Here is a 22,802-nt window from a genome sequence, read left to right on the forward strand (position 1 = left end):
GACTCCCGTCGCCGGATGGCGCTGCGCTTATCCGGCCTACGAGTCGTTCTCCGTAGACCTGATACGCTGCGTCAGCGTCGCCATCAGGCAATTGCGCGATCCTTAACGTTTATACAGTGGTCCGTAGTTCTGACAGGCGCGGTAATCCTGGCCTTCACTATCCATCCCATGCGCGGCCCAGGCTGAGGGACGGTAAATTTTCGCCTCTTCCACGTTGTGCATGCAGACCGGAATACGCAGCATTGCAGCGAGAGTGATGAAGTCCGCGCCGACGTGACCAACGGTCAGTACGCCGTGGTTCGCTCCCCAGTTCGCCATCACGGAATAGACGTCGGAGAATGGTCCTTTCCCGGTAAGACGTGGCGCAAACCAGGTAGTGGGCCAACTGGAATCGGTGCGTTTGTCGAGAGTATCATGGACCTCTTTCGGCAGTTCGACGCTCCAGCCTTCCGCAATTTGCAGTACTGGCCCCAGACCTTTGATGATGTTTACGCGGGTCATGGTGAACGGCACGCCGCCTTCGGTCAGGAAGCGTGACGAGTAACCGCCGCCGCGGAAATATTCATGGATCGCCGGACACCACTCGGTTGCCGCCAGGCAGGCGTCAGCCTCCTGCTGCGTGACCTCCCAGTGCGGTTTCATTGTCGGTTTTCCTTCGCTGTCACGCTGTTTACAGGTGCCGTCCAGCGCGGCGGAACCGGAGTTGATCAGATGGATAATGCCGTGTTCTGCCCGTCCGGTCAGCGGCTGACCAGTCACGCGTTTAACTGCTTCTGGCGACCAGTAGGTACGTACATCGGCAAAGACCTGCGCGGTGCCGGTCAACTGATGCCCCAACAGCATGGCAACGCCGTTCAGGCTGTCGTTTTCGGTGGCGACAACAAACGGTTCACGCACACCATTCCAGTCAAATGAACTGTTCAGAAGCGCTTCGGCGGTATCACCGTTAGGGTATTGATCGGTCCAGTGACGCTGCCCCTGAAATCCGGCGGCAATCGCGTTATAGCCGAGCGACTCTTCCACGCGCCCTGTCTGCGCCAGTTTAGCGTTCCCTTGCATCATGTCGCGGATGCACATTGCCATCAGCAGGCTTTCGCGCAGGATAGCCCGGCTCTGTTCGGCGTTACGTTGATATTGCTTCGCGTTTTTATCTTCGCCGTAACGGAAGTGTTTATCCGCCCACGCTAGCGCCATTTCCAGCTCTGCCTCGTCATAGATGTGTTGATCGATGCGGCGGCGCAGTTCGGTCATATCGACGGACTGGACCTTCATCCCTAGCCAGGACTCAAAGAAATCATGATCGACGATGGAACCGGCGATCCCCATCGACACCCCGCCCAGCGAGAGGTAGCTTTTCCCCTTCATGCTGGCGACGGCGAGCCCTGCCCGGGCGAAACGCAGTAGCTTTTCCTCAACATCGGCCGGGATCGAGGTATCTCCGGCATCCTGTACATCCTGGCCGTAGATCGAGAACGCAGGGATCCCTTTTTGACTATGCGCTGCCAGCGCGGCCGCCAGGTAGACCGCGCCAGGGCGTTCGGTACCGTTAAAGCCCCAGATGGCTTTCGGACGCAGAGGATCCATATCAATGGTTTCGCTGCCGTAGCACCAGCACGGTGTTACGGTGATTGTCAGTCCGACGTTTTGACCGCTGAACTTTTCCTCACAGGCGGCGGATTCTGCCATTCCGGCAATACAGCTGTCGGCAATAACGCAGTCAACCGGCGTGCCACAGGCGTAGCGGAGTTTCTCTGTCAGCAGGGCGGCAGTGGCCTTTGCCATATTCATCGTCTGGGCTTCCAGTGATTCACGAACGCCCATTCGGCGTCCATCAATAACCGGACGAATACCAATTTTCGGCAGGCTAATCTTCTTCATTCGCGGTTCCTCATCTCACGTGTAGGCGTGCTGCTCAGGCGGATGACAGAGCACCACCGCAGCAGTCGACTGAAATCAATAAATTTGCTAACTCGAGTTAGCTTAGGTATTGACGTGATTTATACACAACTTTTTTCTGACGGGATTGTGAGTCGCTTCACGAGAAGTGGTTAAAATTCGATCTACATCAAATAATATAAAGACAGTCAAATTTATTAAAGTATTTAAAATCAGATGATTACAAATAAATGTCTGTCCGGTATCACAGTTTTAACCCAAATGATTTGGCTATTTTTGGTGGCTAAAATAGCTTTAAAGGGCACATCGCTAACTCGAGTTAGCAATATCTGGCAACATATCGACGTGACGTAAACGTGTTTTCAGGAAGTCATCACATTCATAGTGGCGTTCGCTCCCTGAGAATGCACTTCGCCTGATTCACTGCCTGCGGTTTCTGATTATTGAGGAAAGCAGCAATGTCCGAAACATTTTTACAGATGAATCATATTACCAAACGCTTTCCCGGCGTATTAGCGTTGAGTAATGTGGACTTTACTCTTCGCAAAGGTGAAGTGCATGCGCTATTAGGTGAAAATGGCGCAGGCAAATCTACACTGATGAAAATTTTGTCCGGTGTTTATCAACCGGATGAAGGGGAGATTATATTTGAGGGGAAGCCTGTGTCATTCAGCGACCCGCTCAGTGCGCAGAGTGCCGGGATTACCATTATTCATCAGGAATTTAATCTCTTTCCGGAATTAACCGTAGAAGAAAATATCTTTATCGGCAGAGAGTTTTGTAAAAATAACCGTTGGCGGCTGGATGAAAAACAACAGCGCCAGGCGGCAACCGAGATTTTGCATAAATTAAACCTGAATATTTCGCCTGAAACGCTGGTGGCAGACCTGACCGTGGCACAACAGCAGATGGTGGAAATCGCGAAAGCGATATCCGTCAATGCCAAAATCCTGATTATGGATGAACCCACCGCGGCGCTGACGGAAACAGAAATAGAAAGCTTATTCCAGGTGACCCGACTGCTTAAAGCGCAGGGGACCGGGATTGTCTACATCTCGCATCGTCTTGAAGAGTTAGCGCTGATTGCCGATCGCGCGACGGTCATGCGCGACGGCCAGTACATTGATACCGTTGAGTATGAAACGGTGAAGATAAGCGATCTGATTGCGATGATGGTCGGCCGCGAACTGGGAAACATCTATCCTCGCCGTGAAGCGCGGGTACATCAGGAACCGGTGCTGGAGGTCAGCGGGCTCACGCGCAAAGGCGTGCTCAATAACATCGACTTTACGTTGAACCGGGGCGAGATCCTGGGTTTTGCCGGGTTGATGGGCGCCGGGCGTACGGAGCTGGCGCGCGCCATTTTTGGCGCCGATCCCATCGACAGCGGGACCATTAAGCTGAACGGCAAGGCTATTGTGATAAAGGGGATTTCTGACGCCATTGCACAAGGTATTAGCTATTTAACCGAAGACCGTAAAAAAGAGGGGCTGGCGCTTAATCTGTCCGTTGAGCGCAATATCATGTTGGGAAATTATCCTGAATACGCCGACCGTTTTGGCAACGTTGACGCAAAACGCTGCCAGAAAATGAGTGAGGAACAGGTCAGGGCGCTCAGAATCAAAACGCCGCACCTTGAACAGGCGGCGCTGAATTTGAGTGGGGGAAATCAGCAAAAAATTATTATTGCCCGTTGGGTGTGCAAAGATACCGATATTCTTATTTTTGATGAGCCTACTCGCGGAATTGATGTCGGCGCTAAGCTGGAAATCTATGAATTAATGAATCGCCTCGTGGCAAAAGGGAAATCGATTATTATGATTTCCTCTGAATTACCGGAGGTCCTGGGCATGTGCGATCGTATTTTAGTCATGCGCAGTGGTCGTATTACTGGAGAATTAACTGCTGGTAACGCCACACAAGAAAAAATCATGCAATATGCGACGTTAGAGGATTAAATCATGACCATCTCTGTAACCTCTTCAGACAGCAATACTAAGAAAATAAAAATTAATAAAGAACTTTTAATGCGTCTTGCGCCACTTTTTAGTTTGATTATCCTGGTTGTTTTTTTCAGTTTCAGTTCGCCGTTTTTCTTTAATACTGAAAATATTATGACCATTGCGCTGCAAACCTCGGTTATCGGCATTATGGCCATTGGCGTAACGTTTGTGATTATTACCGCAGGGATCGATCTCTCTTTAGGATCGGTGGTGGCGTTTTCCGGTGTAGCGGTCGGCATCTGCGCGACGCTCGGACTTCCGTTGCCGATCTGTATTCTGGCAGGCGTGCTGGCCGGAGGATTGTGCGGCTACGTGAATGGTCTGCTGGTGACCAAAATGACGATTCCACCGTTCATCGCCACGCTGGGGCTGATGATGTCCGTCAGGGGAATTAACATGGTAATGACGGATGGGCGCGCCATCTATTTCGCCGATTATCCCACCTTCAAGTTGCTGGCGCAGGGACGTTTATTCGATGTGCTGCCGTATCCGGTGTTCTATCTGGTGATTGTCGCGCTGGTTGCCGGTTACATCCTCAAGAAAACGGTTATTGGTCGCTATGTCTATGCCGTGGGCAGTAATGAAGTGGCGGCGCACCTTTCCGGGATCAAAGTTCAGCGCGTCAAAATCTTCGTCTATGCCTTCTGCGGCCTGCTGACCGGCATTGCCGGGGTGATACTGGCCTCACGGCTGAACTCTGGCCAGCCAACGGTCGGCGTCGGTTATGAACTGGAAGCCATTGCCGCAGTCGTGATCGGCGGTACCAGTCTGATGGGCGGAATTGGCACCATCGGCGGCACGATCATCGGTGCATTCATCATGAGCGTATTGAAAAACGGCCTGAACCTGATGGGGGTCTCCCAGTTCTGGCAAATGGTCGCGATGGGGATTGTGGTCGTCGCCGCTGTCTATCTCGATACGTTACGCAAAAAGATTCGTTGATTTACGCTCCCGGCAGTCACGGGGAACACTGACCCTGACGTTAAGGGTGACACACTCACAACGGAGTACAACAATGAAAACCAGGCATTTTGTCTATGCGTTATCCCTGCTGGCGTGCATCACTTCCAGTGCGTTAGCGAAAGATTTGAACCTTCCGGTCATCAGTAAAGGTTTCCAGCATGAGTTCTGGCAAACCGTGAAAATGGGGACGGAAGCGGCGGCGAAGGAGTTGGGCGATAAAACCAGCTATGTCGGACCCGCGGACGAAACTCAAATTGCGGAACAAATTCAACTGGTTGAAAACGCCATGGCGCAAAAGCCGAACGGTCTGCTGCTGGCGGCGCTGGATGCCAATGCGCTTGCTCCGCTGGTGGAAACGGCGAATTCGCGTGGTATTAAGGTCGTCACTTTTGACTCCGGCGTGAATTCGGATATTCCGGTCAGCTTCGTAGCGACCAATAACCGTAAAGCTGGCGCTGAGGCGGCGGATGCGCTGGCAGCACAGGTGAATAATAAAGGCAAAGTCGGCATTATCGCTCATGTCGCCGGGACGTCATCCGCGATTGAACGCTCGGAAGGGTTCATTACCCGCATGAAGGAAAAGTATCCGGATATCAAGGTGCTGCCCGTGCAGTACAGCGATGGCGATCCGCAAAAAGCGATGGATAAGACCATTGATATGATTCAGGCCAATCCCGATCTGGCCGGGATCTATGGCACCAATGAGGGCTCAACGCTGGGCGTCGCCAACGCCATCGACAGTCAGAATCTGAAAGGGAAGGTGAAAGTCATTGGTTTCGACAGTACCGAAGCGATTATTCACTTCCTTAACACAGGCGTTATCCAGGGCTTTGTCGTCCAGGACGCTTATCAGATTGGTTACCAGGGGATTAAAACCCTGAATGCGGCGCTGTCCGGGCAAACGGTCGCGAAAGAGATCGATATCCCGGTGAAATTCGTGAGCGCCCAGAACATCAATACGCCGGAAATAGACAAGCTGTTACATCCTTTCGGCAAGAAATAAATCGGCTGGGGGCGGTGTCTTCGCCCCCCGCTTAGCGGGTGTGATCAACGGCGTGCGCTTAACCGACTGATGCGGTAAGACAAAAGTGTAAAATGCTTTTATGATTGTCAATTGACGCTTGGACGGTGACTGGGGCACATACATGGCTAAAACAGTAGAACAGATAGCCAGCGACCTGAATTTATCGGTGACAACCGTGAGACTGGTGCTAAACGGAAAAGCTGAACAGTATCGAATCAGCCTCAAAACGCAAACGCGTATTAATGAATATGTTGAGCGATATGGTTATGTGATTAACCATTCCGCCCGCAGTCTGAAGCTGAATAAAACGGATACCCTTGGCCTGATCGTTCCCAATATTTCTAACGTCTTCTTTGCCACGCTGGCGGAGAAACTGGAGCAGCGCTGTCGTCGCTCCGGTTATCAACTGATGATTAGCTGTACCTATGATGACGTCGATTACGAAAACAAAATCACCAAGGCGTTAATTGCCCGTAACGTGGATGGTCTTTTTATTGTCCCGTCAACGTTAGAAAACCAGCAACATCATTTACGTCAGGTGAGAAAACCGATGGTATTGCTGGACCGTGATTTTAAATACACGGATAACGCGCTGGTGGAAAGTCACAATATTTCAGGCGGGGAACACTTAACCCAGAGTTTGTTGGATGCTGAAAAGCTGCCGGTCTGGTTTCTGGTGGGCGATACCGGTTTGCCCAGTATCAGCGATCGTCTGACGGGCTACCTGAATGCGCTCAGTAAAAAAGGAATTCATCACCGTGACTGGGTGCGCGAAGGACCGGTGAACACCCCGGAAGGGGGATACCAGATTATGCAGGCGTTGATTGACGACGCGGGATGCCCGCAGGCGTTTATCGCCTCGTCGTTACCGGTGCTGGAAGGCGCGGTAAGAGCCATCCGCGACCGTTTTGGCGTCATTCCGCCTGAGATCAATATCGGCACGTTCGACGAACACCCGATGCTGGGATTCCTGTCCAATAACGTATGGTCAATGCAGCAGGATGAGAACGCCTGGGCGGAAAAAGCGTTCACTATGATGCTCAACGCCATTGAAGATCGCCCTGTTCATGAGACGGTAAAAGTAGAAATGAAATTAATTAAGCGCTTAAGACAAAAATAAAACGCGCGACAAAAATCGTGTTATCAGTCATTGAACCGAGTACCCCGGAGAACTGAGATGGAAAGAACTCGTTTATCTCGAGAAATTATTGAAACCTGTCTGGAAATGACGCGCCTGGGTTTAAACCAGGGGACGGCGGGAAATGTGAGCGCGCGTTATCAGGACGGTATGTTGATTACCCCGAGCGGCATTCCTTATGAGCGAATGACCGAACAGATGATTGTCTACGTGGATAATGACGGCAAGTACGAAGAGGGGAAATTACCGTCCAGTGAATGGCGTTTTCATCTGGCGGCTTATCAGACTCGCCCGGATGCGAATGCCGTTGTGCATAACCACGCCATTCATTGTACCGCGGTATCTATTCTCAACCGGCCGATCCCGGCCATTCACTATATGATTGCGGCGGCGGGAGGGAATTCGATTCCCTGTGCGCCCTATGCCACCTTCGGTACTCGCGAACTCTCAGAACACGTGGTTGTGGCGCTGAAAAATCGCAAAGCCACGCTGCTGCAACACCATGGTTTAATTGCCTGCGAGGAGAACCTGCAAAAGGCACTGTGGCTGGCGCACGAGGTGGAGGTGCTGGCGCAACTCTATATGAAGACGCTGGCGGTGATGGATCCGGTGCCGGTGTTATCCGATGAAGAAATCGCCGTGGTGCTCGAGAAGTTTAAAACCTACGGATTACGTATCGAAGAATAAGCGGTGGAGAACCGTCGCGGTTTGTGTGCCGGGTCGGACGGTCTGCGCCATCCGGCCCGCAATTCTACCGTGGCAGGCGCAACTGTTGCAGGTTCCCGTCAAGCCGCAAATCGGTTTGCAAACGAGCGATATCGCGACACAAAAATGCCATCTCCTGGTGGGCCTCCAGTTTCTTACGCCACTTTTCCGGCACTTCATCCAGATGCGCATAGAGACCTTCCAGCGTCTGAAACTGCACCAACAGTTGGGTGGCGCTTTTCGGGCCAATACCGGCAACGCCGGGTACTTTTGAACTGCTGATCCCCGCCAGTCCCCAGTAATCCGGTAACTGCTGCGGTTGAACGCCAAACTCTTTTTCAATAAACGGCGCATCCAGCCAGCGTTTCTGAAAATAATCACGAATGCGTAACGTCGGGGAGAGCAACTGGCAATAGCCTTTGTCAGTCGACACGATAGTGGCCTGATGGCCTGCTTGCGTGACCTTTACCGCCAGGGTTGCCGCTAAATCATCTGCTTCGTTTCCGCGGGAAACCCAGCATGCAACGCCGCGCTGCTCAAAGGCGGCGCGCAGGGCGGGCATTTCAGTGTGCAGTTCGTCAGGCATGGGTGGACGACCCGCTTTATAGTCCGGAAGACGTTGATGACGCCATCCGCTGTTACGCGCTTCATCATCAAACACCGCCACGGCGTGGGTGGGGTGGCTGTGGACAATGAGCTGATCAAGCGCGTGCTGGCAGGTCTCCACGCAGGGAGAGCCCTGAACGGCATGAATACGGCGTATGAGATTGAGCGCGTCAACGATAAGCAGATGGACAGCCACGGTGTTCTCCCTTACAGATCAGCGTGTAGGGTAACATTCAGTATGGGATCAGGCCATTACCGGAGGCTAAAACGGGAAGAGGCCTCGCAAAAGGAGGCCTCTGGGGAAGGATTAATCGCAGGTGACGATCTTCATCGCCAGGCCGCCGCGAGAGGTTTCGCGATACTTGGCGTTCATGTCTTTACCGGTTTCGTACATGGTTTCGATCACTTTATCGAGGCAGACGCGCGGTTCACTGGTCCGACGCAGCGCCATACGCGCCGCGTTGACCGCTTTGACGGAAGCAATCGCGTTACGCTCGATGCACGGTACCTGAACCTGGCCCGCAACCGGGTCGCAGGTGAGACCGAGGTTGTGTTCCATGCCGATTTCTGCGGCAATGCATACCTGGGTCGGACTTCCGCCCAGAAGTTCTGCCAGACCGGCTGCCGCCATCGAACAGGCCACGCCGACTTCGCCCTGACAACCCACTTCCGCGCCGGAAATGGAGGCATTCATCTTGTACAATGACCCAATTGCACTAGCAACCAACATGTAGCGTGCCAGTGAGTTCGCGTTCACTTCGCGGATGAATTTGTCGTAGTAAGCGAGGACTGCCGGCACGATACCGCAGGCACCGTTCGTCGGGGCGGTAACCACGCGTCCGCCTGCGGCATTCTCTTCGTTTACCGCCAGCGCGAACATATTGATCCAGTCAACGACTGCCATCGGATCGGTCGTGGTTTTGTCGCTGCTCACCAGCATACGACGCAGCGCCGCCGCACGGCGGGGGACGCGCAGTTTTCCAGGCAGAACGCCCTCGGTGGTGATGCCGCGCTCAATGCCGCCGCGCATCACCTCCCAGACGTTGGCAAAGTGCTGTTCCAGCTCTTCTTTGCTGTGTAATGCCAGCTCGTTTTGCATCATCAGACCGGAAAGGGAAAGCCCGGTTTCCTGGCAGTGTTTTTGCAGATCGGCAGCTGATTTGTACGGATACGGTACGTTGACCGGCGCACTGTTCGGTAAACCGAAGTGTTCTTCATCAACGATGAAACCACCGCCAATAGAGTAGTAAGTCTGACTGTAGAGGACGCTATCGCCGGCCAGCGCGGTGATACGCATTCCGTTCTCGTGCAGAGACAGATTGTCGGCATGGAAATTCATGCACTTATCCACCGGGAATTCGACCTCATGCTGGCCGTTCGCCAACAGCAGTCGCCCATGGGTGTTGACATCCTGGATGAAGCCTGGGATGGCATCGATGTCAACGGTATCCGGCAGGTTTCCCGCCAGCCCCATGATAATCGCGATATCAGTGTGGTGGCCTTTACCCGTCAGCGACAGGGAGCCATACACATCCACCACGACTCGGGTGACATCCATCAGAATATTGCGGGCAATCAGATCATCCGTGAATTGTTTGCCAGCTTTCATTGGTCCAACGGTATGTGAACTGGAGGGGCCAATGCCGATTTTGAAAATATCGAATACGCTAATCATAGGGCATCCATTGCGGTTATATCAGGGAGGAAGCGCCGCCCGAAAGCGGCGCTAAACAACTTAGTTGAACAGGGAGTAGAAAATCGCGGAGATAGCAATCAGGCCCATCACGACAACAAACACGTTGCTGATGTGACCGCTGTATTTACGCATTGCCGGTACTTTCTGGATTGCGTACATCGGCATCAGGAACAGGATCATCGCGATGATTGGACCACCCAGAGTTTCAATCATACCGAGGATGCTCGGGTTCAGGGTGGCGACAATCCAGGTCGTTACCAGCATGAACAACGCAGTGATGCGGTTCAGTTTGTTGATTTCAATAGACTTGCCTTTACCGCGCAGCGACTTGATAACCATCCCGTTGAAACCTTCACGTGCCCCCAGGTAGTGGCCGAGGAAGGATTTAGTGATAGCAATCATCGCGATGATCGGCGCCATCCAGGCAATGATCGGCGCGTTAAAGTGGTTCGCCAGGTAAGACAGAATCGAGATGTTCTGATCTTTCGCTGCCGCCAGGTCCGCTGGCGTCAGGCTCAGTACGCAACTGAAGACGAAGAACATAACTGTCAGTACCATCATGATGTGAGCGAATGCCAGAATCTTCGAGCATTTTTTCTCTGCCGCATCGCCGTACTCTTCACGCTTCGCCACGGCGAAGGAAGAGATAATCGGAGAGTGGTTGAAAGAGAACACCATTACCGGAATCGCCAGCCACAGGGTCATCCACAGACCGTTGCCGGTCGTAGCCGCAGAGTCAAAGGACAGGGTTTCCAGCGCGGCACCGCTCCATTGTGGGATCAGGTACAGTGCCAGCAGCATCAGCGCAGCAACAAACGGGAACACCAGGATGCTCATCGCCTTCACAATCATCTGCTCACCAAAACGAACGATAGTCATCATCCCGACAATCAGGATCAGCGACAGGATCGCACGCGGCGGCGGGGTGATGGCTAACTGGTGAGTCAGGAAGCTCTCAACCGTGTTAGTAATCGCGACGCTGTAAACCAACAGAATCGGGTAAATCGCGAAGAAGTACAGCAGGGTAATCAGTTTACCCGCGCCGATACCAAAGTGCTCTTCAACCACTTCTGTGATGTCTTCACCCGGATTTTTGCCAGACAGTACAAAGCGAGTCAGACCCCGGTGGGCGAAGAAGGTCATCGGGAAGGCGATAATAGCCATGATAATCAGCGGGATCATACCGCCAACACCTGCGTTGATTGGCAAGAACAACACGCCCGCACCGATAGCCGTGCCATAAAGGCCCAGCATCCACATGGTATCGGTCTTGCGCCATGCGCTTCGTGATTCAGTCGAAGCAATTGTGCTGGTTTGAATGGTTTCCATCTATTTCTCCTGGAGGAAGCTAAAAATCAGGAAAAAGCTCCTGACCGTAAAACGAAATTCTTGCAGTGACGATTTTTATAAAATTTTTAACCGTAGTAATTTGCGGGCAGAAAGATACATTTAACTAATGAATCTATCAGTGATCGCGATCCCAAATGCAATAATCCACTTTTAAAGTGGATATGTTTGGATCATTAGTCTGTTAAAAAATCATCACAGCGAATTTACGCGTGCGAAGGCTAGCATTAACAACATATTGACAGAAAGGATTGTCAGAAAGATACGGGGGTTACGTTGCAAAAAGCGATCTTTATAGTCGTTTATGGCGACTAATTTAATTTATGGATGATAAAACGCGGTTGCATTAGCAAGGTAATCGTTTGCGTTGCGCTATTTTTTGTATGATGTATTAGCAGGACTAATAAAGTGAACGTGTTATCTCTTTGGTAATTATAAAAAAACCGGAAGGGCCATCAGCCGCTCCCGGTCCATGAAACGCTTTTCGCGTCAGGCGCAAATTTCGTAGCAGGGGATATAGGCGGTGCCAGGCAGCTTCATACGGTGCTGCGCGACAAAGCCTTGCAGGAGATCGTCCATCCGGCGCATCATTTCACTGTCGCCGTGGATTTTGTAAGGCCCAAACTCTTCAATGGCGCGGATACCCACTTCCTTAACGTTACCCGCCACTATGCCGGAGAAGGCGCGACGCAGGTCTGCCGCCAGTACTTCAACCGGTTGGTCAGGGTACAGCTTAAGGTTAGCCATGTTCTCGTGGGACGGTTCGAACGGCATTTGCAGATCCGGCGTGATGCGAATCGACCAGTTGAAGCTGTAGGCGTCACCGGTATCACGACGATTCTCTTTCACCAGTGGCATCGCTTTTTTCATCAGGCGCGCCACTTCGGCCGCGTCATCAATGATAATGCGGTAATGCACTCGCGCTGCTTCTCCCAGCGTATGCACGATGAACTCATCGAGCACGCGGAAGTAGTCGGCGCTCTCTTTCGGGCCGGTGAGGATGAGCGGCAGAACCTGATCTTTGTTCGCCGGGTTCATCAGGATCCCCAACAGATACAGCAGCTCTTCTGCCGTCCCTACACCGCCAGGGAAAATGATAATGCCGTGGGCGATACGCACGAAGGCTTCCAGACGTTTTTCAATGTCCGGCATAATGATCAGTTCGTTAACCAGCGGGTTCGGTGGTTCAGCGGCGATGATTGACGGCTCAGTCATCCCAATAAAACGGCTGTCTTTATAGCGCTGCTGAGCATGGCCCACCGCTGCGCCTTTCATCGGCGCTTCCATAGCACCTGGTCCGCAACCGGTGCAGATGTTCAGCTCGCGCAGGCCTAACTGTGTCCCGACGCGTCGGGCGTACAGGTATTCGTTTTCATTAATGGAGTGGCCGCCCCAGCAGACAACCATGTTTGGCGCTTCGCCCACGTGTAGCGCTCTAGCATTACGCAAAATAGAGAATACCAGGTTTGTAATGTGCACGGAGCTTTCGAGATCCAAATGCTGGAAGCGACCCGCATTATGAATCTGACCGTTAACAAACAGAATGTCGCGCAGCACGGCAAACAGGTTTGCCTGCAGTGCGCGGATGATACGGCCATCGACGAAGGCATCTTCTGGCGGGTTGATCAGTTCAAGCTTTACGCCACGTTCGCGACGCAGCACGTTAATATCGAAACTTTCAAAGCGGGACAGCAGCTCTTTGCTGTTGTCAGTCAGACTGCCGGAGTTTAAAACGGCAAGCGAACAGTTACGAAACAGTTGATACAGGTCGCTGCTGGCCGTGCGTTTAAGCATATCGACTTCCAGCTGCGACAACATGTCCATTGAGCCAAGCGGGCTAATATGTGTAATCAAGTAAACTCCTTATGGGACGCAAAACGTCATTCCCTGTAGATTACAATAGCCCTGGCTTATGACCTTTCACAACCTTACGCGTGGAATCCGACCCGCAAAATTGTGAAATAATTCATTGTCGAACTAATCTGCCCGTCGCCGGAACAAAGTCGGTGTTGCTTCGCCATGGGTTAATATCCAGCCCACCACGGCGCGTATAGCGTGCATAAACGCTCAGTTTTTCCGGCTGACAGAAGCGTAGCAGGTCGTTGAAAATGCGCTCCACGCACTGTTCATGAAATTCGTTATGATGGCGGAAAGAGACCAGATAACGGAGCAGCTTCTCGCGATCGATTTTGCGTCCGCGATACTGAATTTGTATCGAGCCCCAGTCCGGCTGATGGGTGATTAGACAGTTTGATTTCAACAGATGGCTCACCAGCGTCTCTTCAACCACTTTTTCCCCACCGGCGGCGGATTGCAGATAATCGGTAGTGAACTGGTAGCTGTCGATGTCGATATCTTGCTCATCAATGCAGGTCCCGTGAAAATGCGCGACCGGTTGTCCTTCCAGCTCATCGAGACGGTATAGCGCAACGGTTACTTTCCCTTCGGCACAGGCGCGCAGATCGTTTTCCAGCGTCTGTTGCACCGCTTCCCAGGAGTCAAACCGCGTCTGGTTAAAGCTGTTCAGGTACAGCTTAAAGCTTTTGGATTCAATCAGATTGAGGCTGGTGTAATCCAGTTCCACATGACCCACCGCCACCTGTGGTAATCCCTTGGCATTCAGCCATGACAGCTCATACAGCGTCCAGATATCGGCGCCGTGAAACGGCAGACGGTCTGCTTTTAATCCCAGCGGATCGCGATTCAGACTACGGGGCACACCCTGTAGCAGGCTGGGGTCGTAAATATCCCGGTAATCCGTTGATTTACCGAGCGTCAGGCTATCAAGAGCCTGATGGTTTTCATAAGAAGACATGTTTCACCGTCATAAACCAGATACACTATGCGCCAAGTGTATCCTGGCTTTTATGAAGAGAGAAACCGGTGGACGAACAGACAGCTTTGGCCCTGAAGGATTTTACGACGCGTTACTGCGACGCATGGCATGCAAAAAACGACAGTTGGCCGATGAGCGAAGCGCTGTATGGCGTGCCTTCTCCCTGCATTATCTCGACGACCCGTGATGCTGTGTACTGGCAACCTCAGCCGTTTGAAGGTGAACAGAATGTAAACGCGGTTGAACGCGCCTTCGATATTGTGGTACAACCTGCGCTTCACGCATTTTATACCACGCAGTTTGCCGGGGATATGCATGCGCAGTCAGGCAGTGAAACGTTGACGCTGTTACAGACCTGGAGCGTTGATGACTTCAGGCGGGTTCAGGAGAACCTGATTGGTCATCTGGTGACGCAAAAACGTTTGAAACTGTCGCCGACCCTTTTTATTGCCACACTGGACAATGAACTGGAGGTCATTTCGCTCTGCAATCTGTCGGGGGAAGTGATCAAAGAAACGCTGGGAACCCGTAACCGTACCGTTCTGGCCCCTTCTCTTGCGGATTTCCTTACGCAACTTAAGCCTCTTCTGTAATCCATTTCACCCATGAATATGTGAGAGATCTCTTACAAGCCCTGTAGGAGATCGCCAGGTAGTAAATGAAGACATCAGAAAGCAAAAATAACTAATATTCTAATAAATCATTAAGTTAATAAATTCCTGTCAACTTTCATATGAAATTTTCCTTAAGGTATTGTCTGTAAGCGTCTTGTAAGACGGCGTGAAAAAGGCGATTCTATGTACGTCGACAGGGAGTCGCATAAAGAAGTGAACATCAGGATGATGACACTTCAGCAGGACACACCAGGACGGTGTTAAAAGGAAAAACTTCAGGATGAAGTGAAGAGGACAGCGCGGGAATGCGTTAAAGGACACCTCCAGGAAGGAGAACGAGAGCCGGTCAGGATAGTCGGTGGGTCAGGATGGCCAGGACGCTTCAGGATGAAGTAATCACATCGGGGTGGTGTGAGCAGGATGCACAATGTTCAGGATGAACAACGGGTCGCAAGACCAGAGGAAAAGTTGTCACGGATGAGCAGGGAGCACGAAAAGTAGCTGGAATGCTGCGAAACGAACCGGGAGCACTGTTTTTACAGTGCTCCCTTTTTTTGTTTCTCTTTTTACTGGTGGTATCCTTCGCGCCAGATTTTTCATCATTGAGGTGACTTTCATGACGACCCATGACCGTGTGCGTCAGCAGCTCCATGTACTTGAAGCGCTGCTGCGTGAACATCAACACTGGCGGATGGATGAACCCGAAGCCCACCTGTTTACCAGTTCCCAACCATTTTGTATGGATACGATGGAGCCGCTTGAATGGCTGCAATGGGTCTTGATCCCACGTATGCATACTTTACTGGACAGTGCGCAACCGCTACCCGAGGCGTTTGCCGTCGCCCCCTATTACGAAATGGCCCTGACCGCCGATCATCCGCAGCGCGAAATCCTGCTGGAGACGTTGCAGGCACTGGATGCGCTTTTCGCGCAAGATAAATCCTGATGCTGGAGATTTTGTATCAGGACGAATGGCTGGTTGCGGTTAACAAACCCTCCGGCTGGCTGGTCCACCGCAGCTGGCTGGATCGCGATGAAAAAGTGGTAGTGATGCAGACCGTGCGTGACCAGATTGGTCAGCATGTGTTTACCGCGCATCGCCTCGACAGACCCACATCCGGCGTGCTGTTGATGGGGTTATCCAGCGAAGCCGGACGCCGTCTCGCGCAGCAGTTTGAGCAACACCAGATCCATAAGCGCTATCACGCCATTGTCCGTGGCTGGCTAATGGAGGAGGCGGTGCTGGATTATCCGCTGGTGGAAGAACGGGATAAAATTGCCGATAAGTTTGCCCGTGAAAACAAGGATCCACAGCCGGCGGTAACCCATTACCGTGGCCTCGCCACCGTTGAAATGCCACTAGCGACCGGGCGTTATCCGACGACTCGTTACGGTCTGGTGGAACTGGATCCGCAAACGGGGCGCAAGCATCAGCTCAGACGTCATCTGGCGCACCTGCGCCATCCGATTATTGGCGACAGCAAGCATGGCGATTTGCGGCAGAACCGCAGCGCGGCGGAACATTTTGGCTGCAACCGACTGATGCTGCATGCCAGCCAGCTTGCGCTGACCCATCCGTTTACCGGTGAACCGTTGACGATTCATGCCGGGCTGGATACGGTCTGGATGCAGGCGCTATCACAGTTTGGCTGGCAGGGACTTCTCCCTGAGAATGAAAGGGTTGAGTTAAGTGAGCCAGCAGGTCAGGATGAATGCATACGTTCTTCATTCAGGGAGTAATTAAGCATGGCGGAAATCGGGATTTTTGTCGGAACAATGTATGGCAACGCGCTGCTGGTGGCCGAAGAGGCCGAAGCGATCCTGACGGCCCAGGGGCACAAAGCGACTGTTTTTGAAGATCCTGAACTGGCGGACTGGCAGGAATATCAGGACAAAATCGCGCTGGTGGTCACCTCCACCACCGGGCAAGGTGATTTACCGGACAGCATTGTGCCGTTGTTTCAGGGAATCAAAGATCGACTGGGGTTCCAGCCCAATCTGCGTTACGGCGTGATTGCGTTAGGCGACAGTAGCTACGTCAATTTCTGCAACGGCGGTAAACAGTTTGATGCCCTGTTACAGGAGCAAAGCGCACAGCGCGTGGGGGAAATGTTGCTGATTGATGCCAGTGAGCATCCGGAACCTGAAAGTGAATCCAATCCCTGGGTCGAACATTGGGGCACACTCTTATCCTGAGAGTTAACCCTCCCCCTACCGGGAGGGACTCCCTTTTGACGCTAGGCTCGGGAACAACCTGCCTCTATTCTACTCAACACTGAATCGTGTTAGCTTCGGGCAAACGCCCCTAAAAGCCCTCAATATTGAAGGGTTTTTAGGGGCGTTTTCATAGGGTCAAGCGACCTGTTTCACACTCCCGCCTTTTCCACGTAAGCCCCACGCGATTTCCGTTATATGTTTTCATTTCCGTGAAGTCGCTTCCATCACCCTGGGCTTTTGCCATAAACATAAGTGATACGCTGCCTAAATGTTGGGTTCTTGCACGGTGAGCAAGAACCATGTGCTTTTTATACTTCTCCTGCCAGCGATAAAAAAATGCAGTAAGCAAGGCGAACGACCTAATAAAAGCTGCAAAAAAACACGAAACGTCACCTCTGATCCCCTACCAGTTGTGCTGTTCAGAGTGAGCGTGACTAACGCGAAAATTCAGGAGTGCAACAATGAGTTCATTAAGTCAGGCTGCGAGCGGTGCGGAAAAACGCACCAATGCCCGCTACTGGATAGTGGTGATGTTGTTTATCGTCACCTCCTTCAACTATGGCGACCGCGCCACCTTATCCATTGCCGGTTCGGAGATGGCCAAAGATATTGGTCTGGATCCGGTCGGGATGGGTTACGTTTTCTCTGCGTTTTCATGGGCCTACGTCATCGGGCAGATCCCGGGCGGCTGGCTGCTGGACCGTTTTGGTTCCAAACGCGTTTACTTCTGGTCCATCTTTATCTGGTCCTTGTTTACCCTGTTACAGGGTTTCGTCGATATCTTTAGCGGATTCGGTATTATCGTCGCGCTGTTTACCCTGCGCTTCCTCGTCGGTCTGGCGGAAGCGCCATCTTTCCCTGGCAACAGTCGCATTGTCGCGGCCTGGTTCCCGGCACAGGAGAGGGGAACGGCAGTCGCGATCTTTAACTCTGCACAGTACTTTGCCACCGTTATTTTTGCTCCGATCATGGGTTGGCTGACCCATGAAGTGGGTTGGTCGCATGTGTTCTTCTTTATGGGTGGCCTCGGGATTGTTATCAGCTTTGTCTGGCTGAAAGTGATCCACGAACCAAACCAGCATCCTGGCGTGAATAAGAAAGAGCTGGAGTACATCGCAGAAGGTGGCGCGCTGATTAATATGGATCAGAAAGACACCAAAGCCAAAGTGCCGTTTAGCGTGAAGTGGGGGCAGATAAAGCAGTTGCTGGGCTCGCGTATGATGATCGGCGTGTACATCGGCCAGTACTGCATTAACGCGCTGACCTACTTCTTTATCACCTGGTTCCCGGTTTATCTGGTGCAGGCTCGCGGTATGTCGATTCTGAAAGCGGGCTTTGTGGCCTCTGTTCCGGCCGTATGCGGATTTATCGGCGGGGTGCTGGGTGGCATTATCTCCGACTGGCTGATGCGTCGTACCGGCTCACTGAACATTGCGCGCAAAACGCCTATCGTGATGGGGATGCTGTTGTCGATGGTAATGGTGTTCTGTAACTACGTTAACGTCGAGTGGATGATCATTGGCTTCATGGCGCTGGCGTTCTTTGGTAAAGGCATCGGTGCGCTGGGCTGGGCGGTGATGGCAGATACGGCACCGAAAGAGATCAGCGGCCTGAGCGGCGGTCTGTTTAACATGTTCGGCAATATCTCCGGCATCGTGACGCCTATTGCGATTGGCTACATTGTCGGCACAACCGGCTCCTTCAACGGCGCATTGATTTATGTGGGCGTGCACGCGTTGATTGCGGTACTGAGCTACCTGGTGCTGGTGGGGGATATTAAACGTATTGAACTGAAACCAGTCGCAGGACAACTATCATGACGACACAATCCAGCCCCGTTATCACGGACATGAAGGTCATTCCGGTTGCCGGATATGACAGTATGCTCCTCAATATTGGCGGCGCGCATAACGCGTACTTTACCCGCAACATCGTGGTCCTTACCGACAACGCTGGCAACACCGGCGTGGGTGAAGCGCCAGGCGGTGAGGTCATCTACCAGACGTTGGTTGATGCCATCCCGATGGTACTCGGTCAGGAAGTGGCCCGACTGAACAACGTGGTTCAGCGAGTACACAAAGGCAATCAGGCCGCGGATTTTGATACCTTTGGCAAAGGCGCGTGGACCTTCGAATTGCGCGTCAATGCCGTGGCCGCGCTGGAAGCCGCACTGCTCGATCTGCTGGGTAAGGCGCTCAACGTGCCGGTCTGCGAACTGTTGGGACCAGGCAAGCAGCGTGATGCAGTGACCGTGCTTGGTTATCTTTTCTACGTCGGCGATCGCACGAAAACCGATCTCCCTTATCTGGAAACCACGCCGGGCAATCACGACTGGTATCATCTGCGCCATCAGGAAGCGATGAACAGCGACGCCGTGGTGCGCCTGGCGGAAGCCTCGCAGGATCGCTACGGTTTTAAAGATTTCAAACTTAAAGGCGGCGTGCTGCCAGGCGAGCAAGAGATAGAGACTGCTCGTGCGCTGAAAAAGCGTTTCCCGGATGCGCGGATTACCGTTGATCCCAACGGCGCCTGGCTGCTTGATGAGGCTATCTCGCTGTGTAAAGGGCTGAATGATGTGCTCACCTACGCCGAAGATCCGTGTGGCGCCGAACAAGGCTTCTCGGGCCGCGAAGTGATGGCAGAATTTCGTCGCGCCACGGGGTTGCCGGTGGCGACGAACATGATCGCCACTAACTGGCGCGAAATGGGCCATGCGGTGATGCTCAATGCTGTCGATATCCCGCTTGCCGATCCGCATTTCTGGACGCTTTCCGGCGCGGTGCGTGTGGCACAGTTGTGCGATGACTGGGGGCTGACCTGGGGCTGTCACTCTAATAACCACTTCGATATTTCACTGGCGATGTTTACCCACGTTGGCGCAGCTGCGCCGGGTAAACCGACCGCCATCGACACGCACTGGATCTGGCAGGAGGGTGATTGCCGCCTGACGAAAAAACCTCTTGAGATTAAAAACGGAAAAATTGCTGTTCCTCACGCGCCTGGACTGGGTGTTGAGCTGGACTGGGATCAGGTGCAGAAGGCACATGAAGCTTATAAGAAACTGCCAGGCGGCGCGAGAAACGACGCCGGTCCGATGCAGTACCTGATCCCCGGCTGGACTTTTGACCGTAAACGTCCCGTTTTCGGCCGTCACTGATTTGTATAAGGACTCAACAATGAACGCACAATTTACTACCCCTGTTGTTACGGCAATGCAGGTTATTCCGGTTGCGGGTCACGACAGTATGCTGATGAACCTGAGTGGTGCGCATGCCCCGTTCTTCACGCGTAATATTGTAATTATCAAAGATAATTCAGGTCATACTGGTGTAGGTGAAATTCCTGGTGGCGAAAAAATCCGTCAGACGCTGGAAGAGGCGATCCCACTGGTGGTGGGTAAGCAGCTCGGCGAGTACAAGAACGTGTTGAATGCGGTGCGCAATACCTTTGCCGATCGTGACTCAGGCGGACGCGGTCTGCAAACGTTCGATCTGCGCACCACTATCCATGTGGTCACCGGGATTGAAGCTGCGTTGCTGGATCTGCTGGGACAGCATCTGGGCGTAAACGTGGCGTCTCTGCTGGGCGACGGTCAACAGCGTAGTGAAGTGGAAATGCTCGGTTATCTGTTCTTCGTCGGTAACCGCAACGCTACACCGCTGCCGTATCAGAGCCAACCGGATGAGCAGTGCGACTGGTATCGTCTGCGTCATGAAGAGGCGATGACGCCCGAGGCGGTCGTCCGTCTGGCTGAAGCCGCGTACGAAAAATACGGTTTTAACGATTTTAAACTGAAGGGGGGCGTACTGGCTGGGGAAGAAGAGGCGGAATCGATTGTGGCGCTGGCAAAACGTTTCCCGCAGGCGCGTGTGACGTTGGATCCGAATGGCGCATGGTCGCTGAATGAAGCGATCAAAATCGGTAAGTACCTGAAAGGATCTCTGGCCTACGCGGAAGATCCATGTGGCGCTGAGCAGGGGTTCTCGGGGCGTGAGGTGATGGCGGAGTTTCGGCGCGCCACCGGTCTGCCGACAGCGACCAACATGATCTCCACCGACTGGCGTCAGATGGGCCATACGCTGTCACTACAGTCGGTGGATATTCCGCTGGCTGACCCGCACTTCTGGACGATGCAGGGCTCTGTGCGCGTCGCGCAGATGTGCCATGAGTTCGGTCTGACCTGGGGTTCACACTCCAATAACCACTTTGACGTTTCGCTGGCGATGTTCACCCATGTGGCCGCCGCGGCACCGGGCAAGATCACGGCGATCGACACCCACTGGATCTGGCAGGAAGGCAACCAGCGCCTGACTAAAGAGCCGTTTGAAATTAAAGGCGGCATGGTACAGGTACCGGCAAAACCGGGTCTGGGTGTTGAACTGGATATGGACCAGGTCATGAAAGCCCACGAGCTGTATCAGAAGCACGGGCTGGGCGCACGTGATGACGCGATGGGAATGCAGTATCTTATCCCGAACTGGACGTTCGATAACAAACGTCCGTGCATGGTTCGTTAAGATGTCAACCGGTCCTAAAAGGGCCGGTTATTTTTTATCGGTAAACCGGGTGTATGCTTAACAGAGTCAACATGCGTAAGGACGGCTTATGAAAATAGTGATCGCACCGGACTCGTATAAGGAAAGTTTGAGTGCTCTTGAGGTGGCGAACGCCATTGAGCAAGGTTTTCGTGAAATCTGGCCCGATGCGGATTACGTAAAACTTCCGGTTGCGGATGGTGGTGAAGGAACGGTTGAAGCCATGGTGGCCGCGACGGCGGGGCGCATTGTTGATGTCGACGTTACGGGCCCTCTGGGAGAGCCGGTCACCGCATTTTTCGGTTTATCCGGCGATGAGCGCACGGCCTTCATTGAGATGGCGGCAGCCAGCGGTCTGGAACAGGTGCCTGTCGCGTTACGCGATCCATTAAAAACGACCTCCTGGGGAACCGGAGAGTTGATTCGTCATGCGCTGGATGCTGGCGTAGACCATATTATTATCGGGCTCGGCGGCAGTGCGACCAACGACGGCGGCGCGGGCATGGTGCAGGCGTTAGGGGCAAAATTGCTTGATGCTCAACAGAATGACATTGGTCAGGGCGGTGCGGCTCTTGAGGCGCTTGAGCAAATTGACATCAGCCAACTGGATAAGCGTCTGGCGGCCTGCCGGATAGAAGTGGCCTGCGATGTGACCAATCCGTTGACCGGTAAAGAGGGGGCGTCGGCGGTGTTTGGCCCACAAAAAGGGGCAACAGCAGAAACGATCGATCGTCTGGATACGGCACTGGCGCATTATGCGCAGATGATTGCCCGCGATCTGCAAGTGGATGTCCTTGAGCTGGCCGGCGGCGGTGCCGCAGGCGGTATGGGCGCGGCGCTGTATGCGTTTTGCGGTGCGCAACTGCGACGAGGAATTGAAATAGTCACCGATGCTCTCCAGTTGGATGAGTGTGTCGCTGATGCCGATCTGGTGGTAACCGGCGAAGGGCGCATCGACAGCCAGACCATTCACGGTAAAGTGCCGGTCGGCGTGGCGAAGGTGGCAAAGCGTTACCACAAGCCGGTGATTGGTATTGCTGGTAGCCTGACGCCGGATGTTGGCATCGTCCATGAACATGGGCTGGATGCGGTCTTTAGCGTGATTTATACCATTTGTACGCTGGACGATGCGTTGAAGAATGCCGCAGAGAATGTGCGCATGACCGCACGCAATGTCGCAGCCACGCTCAAAATGGGACGGACGCTACGCTGAGCGAGCCGC

Annotated in this window: 19 protein-coding genes; 13 read left to right on the forward strand and 6 right to left on the reverse strand. The window is 53.0% G+C overall.

All coding sequences use genetic code 11. From position 1 onward, the window contains the following. Window positions 1-102: 102 nt before the first annotated feature. Window positions 103-1,878, reverse strand: coding sequence for an L-fucose isomerase (gene fucI, locus KE671_RS03565; protein WP_206161729.1), 1,776 nt, complete (start codon window positions 1,876-1,878; stop codon window positions 103-105). Window positions 1,879-2,354: 476 nt separating this feature from the next. Between fucI and KE671_RS03570 the strand changes: the two genes are divergently transcribed. The 5 genes from KE671_RS03570 (at window position 2,355) to fucA (ending at window position 7,711) form a co-directional block, all read left to right on the forward strand. After that, window positions 2,355-3,854 carry a sugar ABC transporter ATP-binding protein gene (locus KE671_RS03570; RefSeq protein WP_206161730.1) on the forward strand — a complete coding sequence of 500 codons (1,500 nt, stop codon included), beginning with the start codon at window positions 2,355-2,357 and terminating at the stop codon, window positions 3,852-3,854. A 3-nt stretch (window positions 3,855-3,857) separates the two neighbouring features. Then, on the forward strand, window positions 3,858-4,841 hold the full coding sequence (locus KE671_RS03575) for an ABC transporter permease (RefSeq protein WP_206161731.1): 984 nt from the start codon (window positions 3,858-3,860) through the stop codon (window positions 4,839-4,841). Window positions 4,842-4,914: 73 nt separating this feature from the next. Then, entirely contained in the window at window positions 4,915-5,865 is a 951-nt protein-coding gene (locus KE671_RS03580) for an ABC transporter substrate-binding protein (RefSeq protein WP_206161732.1), read from the forward strand. 142 nt (window positions 5,866-6,007) lie between these two features. Continuing rightward, window positions 6,008-7,006: a LacI family DNA-binding transcriptional regulator gene (locus tag KE671_RS03585; RefSeq protein ID WP_206161733.1), complete on the forward strand. Its 999-nt coding sequence runs from the start codon at window positions 6,008-6,010 to the stop codon at window positions 7,004-7,006. A gap of 57 nt (window positions 7,007-7,063) precedes the next feature. After that, on the forward strand, window positions 7,064-7,711 hold the full coding sequence (gene fucA / locus KE671_RS03590; protein ID WP_206161734.1) for an L-fuculose-phosphate aldolase: 648 nt from the start codon (window positions 7,064-7,066) through the stop codon (window positions 7,709-7,711). A 64-nt stretch (window positions 7,712-7,775) separates the two neighbouring features. On the opposite strand, the gene xni is transcribed toward fucA, so the two are convergent. From xni to queF, 5 genes are all read right to left on the reverse strand, one after another. After that, complete coding sequence (xni, locus tag KE671_RS03595) at window positions 7,776-8,531, reverse strand: flap endonuclease Xni (protein WP_206161735.1); 756 nt, start codon at window positions 8,529-8,531, stop codon at window positions 7,776-7,778. A gap of 111 nt (window positions 8,532-8,642) precedes the next feature. Then, window positions 8,643-10,010: an L-serine ammonia-lyase gene (gene sdaB, locus KE671_RS03600; RefSeq protein WP_206161736.1), complete on the reverse strand. Its 1,368-nt coding sequence runs from the start codon at window positions 10,008-10,010 to the stop codon at window positions 8,643-8,645. Between the two features lie 60 nt (window positions 10,011-10,070). Then, window positions 10,071-11,360 carry an HAAAP family serine/threonine permease gene (sdaC, locus tag KE671_RS03605; RefSeq protein WP_206161737.1) on the reverse strand — a complete coding sequence of 430 codons (1,290 nt, stop codon included), beginning with the start codon at window positions 11,358-11,360 and terminating at the stop codon, window positions 10,071-10,073. Between the two features lie 507 nt (window positions 11,361-11,867). Continuing rightward, on the reverse strand, window positions 11,868-13,232 hold the full coding sequence (ppnN, locus tag KE671_RS03610; protein WP_042322511.1) for a nucleotide 5'-monophosphate nucleosidase PpnN: 1,365 nt from the start codon (window positions 13,230-13,232) through the stop codon (window positions 11,868-11,870). A 112-nt stretch (window positions 13,233-13,344) separates the two neighbouring features. After that, the gene (queF, locus tag KE671_RS03615; RefSeq protein ID WP_206161738.1) at window positions 13,345-14,193 is read right to left on the reverse strand and encodes an NADPH-dependent 7-cyano-7-deazaguanine reductase QueF; all 849 of its coding nucleotides are present in this window, start codon (window positions 14,191-14,193) and stop codon (window positions 13,345-13,347) included. 68 nt (window positions 14,194-14,261) lie between these two features. On the opposite strand from queF, the gene syd reads away from it, so the two are divergent. The 8 genes from syd to KE671_RS03655 all read left to right on the forward strand — a co-directional run bounded on the left by syd (window position 14,262) and on the right by KE671_RS03655 (window position 22,793). Further along, a complete protein-coding gene (gene syd / locus KE671_RS03620; protein WP_206161739.1) occupies window positions 14,262-14,807 on the forward strand; it encodes a SecY-interacting protein in 546 nt (181 codons plus the stop codon). Window positions 14,808-15,444: 637 nt separating this feature from the next. Then, entirely contained in the window at window positions 15,445-15,774 is a 330-nt protein-coding gene (locus KE671_RS03625) for a YqcC family protein (RefSeq protein WP_206161740.1), read from the forward strand. Beyond that, window positions 15,774-16,568, forward strand: coding sequence for a tRNA pseudouridine(65) synthase TruC (truC, locus tag KE671_RS03630; RefSeq protein WP_206161742.1), 795 nt, complete (start codon window positions 15,774-15,776; stop codon window positions 16,566-16,568). Before KE671_RS03625 ends, truC begins: the two co-directional genes overlap by 1 nt. A 6-nt stretch (window positions 16,569-16,574) precedes the next feature. After that, window positions 16,575-17,024 (forward strand): flavodoxin, encoded by a 450-nt coding sequence (locus KE671_RS03635; RefSeq protein ID WP_206161744.1) that lies wholly within the window; start codon window positions 16,575-16,577, stop codon window positions 17,022-17,024. 482 nt (window positions 17,025-17,506) lie between these two features. Continuing rightward, the gene (gene gudP, locus KE671_RS03640; RefSeq protein WP_206161745.1) at window positions 17,507-18,865 is read left to right on the forward strand and encodes an MFS transporter; all 1,359 of its coding nucleotides are present in this window, start codon (window positions 17,507-17,509) and stop codon (window positions 18,863-18,865) included. Continuing rightward, on the forward strand, window positions 18,862-20,202 hold the full coding sequence (locus KE671_RS03645; RefSeq protein WP_206161746.1) for an enolase C-terminal domain-like protein: 1,341 nt from the start codon (window positions 18,862-18,864) through the stop codon (window positions 20,200-20,202). The genes gudP and KE671_RS03645 overlap by 4 nt, the downstream gene beginning before the upstream one ends. Window positions 20,203-20,221: 19 nt before the next feature. Next, the gene (gene gudD / locus KE671_RS03650) at window positions 20,222-21,562 is read left to right on the forward strand and encodes a glucarate dehydratase (RefSeq protein ID WP_206161747.1); all 1,341 of its coding nucleotides are present in this window, start codon (window positions 20,222-20,224) and stop codon (window positions 21,560-21,562) included. An 88-nt stretch (window positions 21,563-21,650) separates the two neighbouring features. Beyond that, window positions 21,651-22,793 (forward strand): glycerate kinase, encoded by a 1,143-nt coding sequence (locus KE671_RS03655; protein WP_206161749.1) that lies wholly within the window; start codon window positions 21,651-21,653, stop codon window positions 22,791-22,793. The last annotated feature ends 9 nt before the right edge of the window (window positions 22,794-22,802 follow it).

This window comes from Citrobacter amalonaticus, from assembly GCF_018252635.1.
Classification (GTDB): Bacteria; Pseudomonadota; Gammaproteobacteria; order Enterobacterales; family Enterobacteriaceae; genus Citrobacter_A; species Citrobacter_A amalonaticus_E.

What these genes read in the sequence shown, in the direction of transcription:
- fucI (WP_206161729.1), bottom strand. Translation starts at nt 1,878, where the DNA reads ATGAAGAAGATTAGCCTGCCGAAAATTGGTATTCGTCCGGTTATTGAT.
- KE671_RS03570 (WP_206161730.1), top strand. Translation starts at nt 2,355, where the DNA reads ATGTCCGAAACATTTTTACAGATGAATCATATTACCAAACGCTTTCCC.
- KE671_RS03575 (WP_206161731.1), top strand. Translation starts at nt 3,858, where the DNA reads ATGACCATCTCTGTAACCTCTTCAGACAGCAATACTAAGAAAATAAAA.
- KE671_RS03580 (WP_206161732.1), top strand. Translation starts at nt 4,915, where the DNA reads ATGAAAACCAGGCATTTTGTCTATGCGTTATCCCTGCTGGCGTGCATC.
- KE671_RS03585 (WP_206161733.1), top strand. Translation starts at nt 6,008, where the DNA reads ATGGCTAAAACAGTAGAACAGATAGCCAGCGACCTGAATTTATCGGTG.
- fucA (WP_206161734.1), top strand. Translation starts at nt 7,064, where the DNA reads ATGGAAAGAACTCGTTTATCTCGAGAAATTATTGAAACCTGTCTGGAA.
- sdaB (WP_206161736.1), bottom strand. Translation starts at nt 10,010, where the DNA reads ATGATTAGCGTATTCGATATTTTCAAAATCGGCATTGGCCCCTCCAGT.
- sdaC (WP_206161737.1), bottom strand. Translation starts at nt 11,360, where the DNA reads ATGGAAACCATTCAAACCAGCACAATTGCTTCGACTGAATCACGAAGC.
- queF (WP_206161738.1), bottom strand. Translation starts at nt 14,193, where the DNA reads ATGTCTTCTTATGAAAACCATCAGGCTCTTGATAGCCTGACGCTCGGT.
- KE671_RS03625 (WP_206161740.1), top strand. Translation starts at nt 15,445, where the DNA reads ATGACGACCCATGACCGTGTGCGTCAGCAGCTCCATGTACTTGAAGCG.
- truC (WP_206161742.1), top strand. Translation starts at nt 15,774, where the DNA reads ATGCTGGAGATTTTGTATCAGGACGAATGGCTGGTTGCGGTTAACAAA.
- KE671_RS03635 (WP_206161744.1), top strand. Translation starts at nt 16,575, where the DNA reads ATGGCGGAAATCGGGATTTTTGTCGGAACAATGTATGGCAACGCGCTG.
- gudP (WP_206161745.1), top strand. Translation starts at nt 17,507, where the DNA reads ATGAGTTCATTAAGTCAGGCTGCGAGCGGTGCGGAAAAACGCACCAAT.
- KE671_RS03645 (WP_206161746.1), top strand. Translation starts at nt 18,862, where the DNA reads ATGACGACACAATCCAGCCCCGTTATCACGGACATGAAGGTCATTCCG.
- gudD (WP_206161747.1), top strand. Translation starts at nt 20,222, where the DNA reads ATGAACGCACAATTTACTACCCCTGTTGTTACGGCAATGCAGGTTATT.
- KE671_RS03655 (WP_206161749.1), top strand. Translation starts at nt 21,651, where the DNA reads ATGAAAATAGTGATCGCACCGGACTCGTATAAGGAAAGTTTGAGTGCT.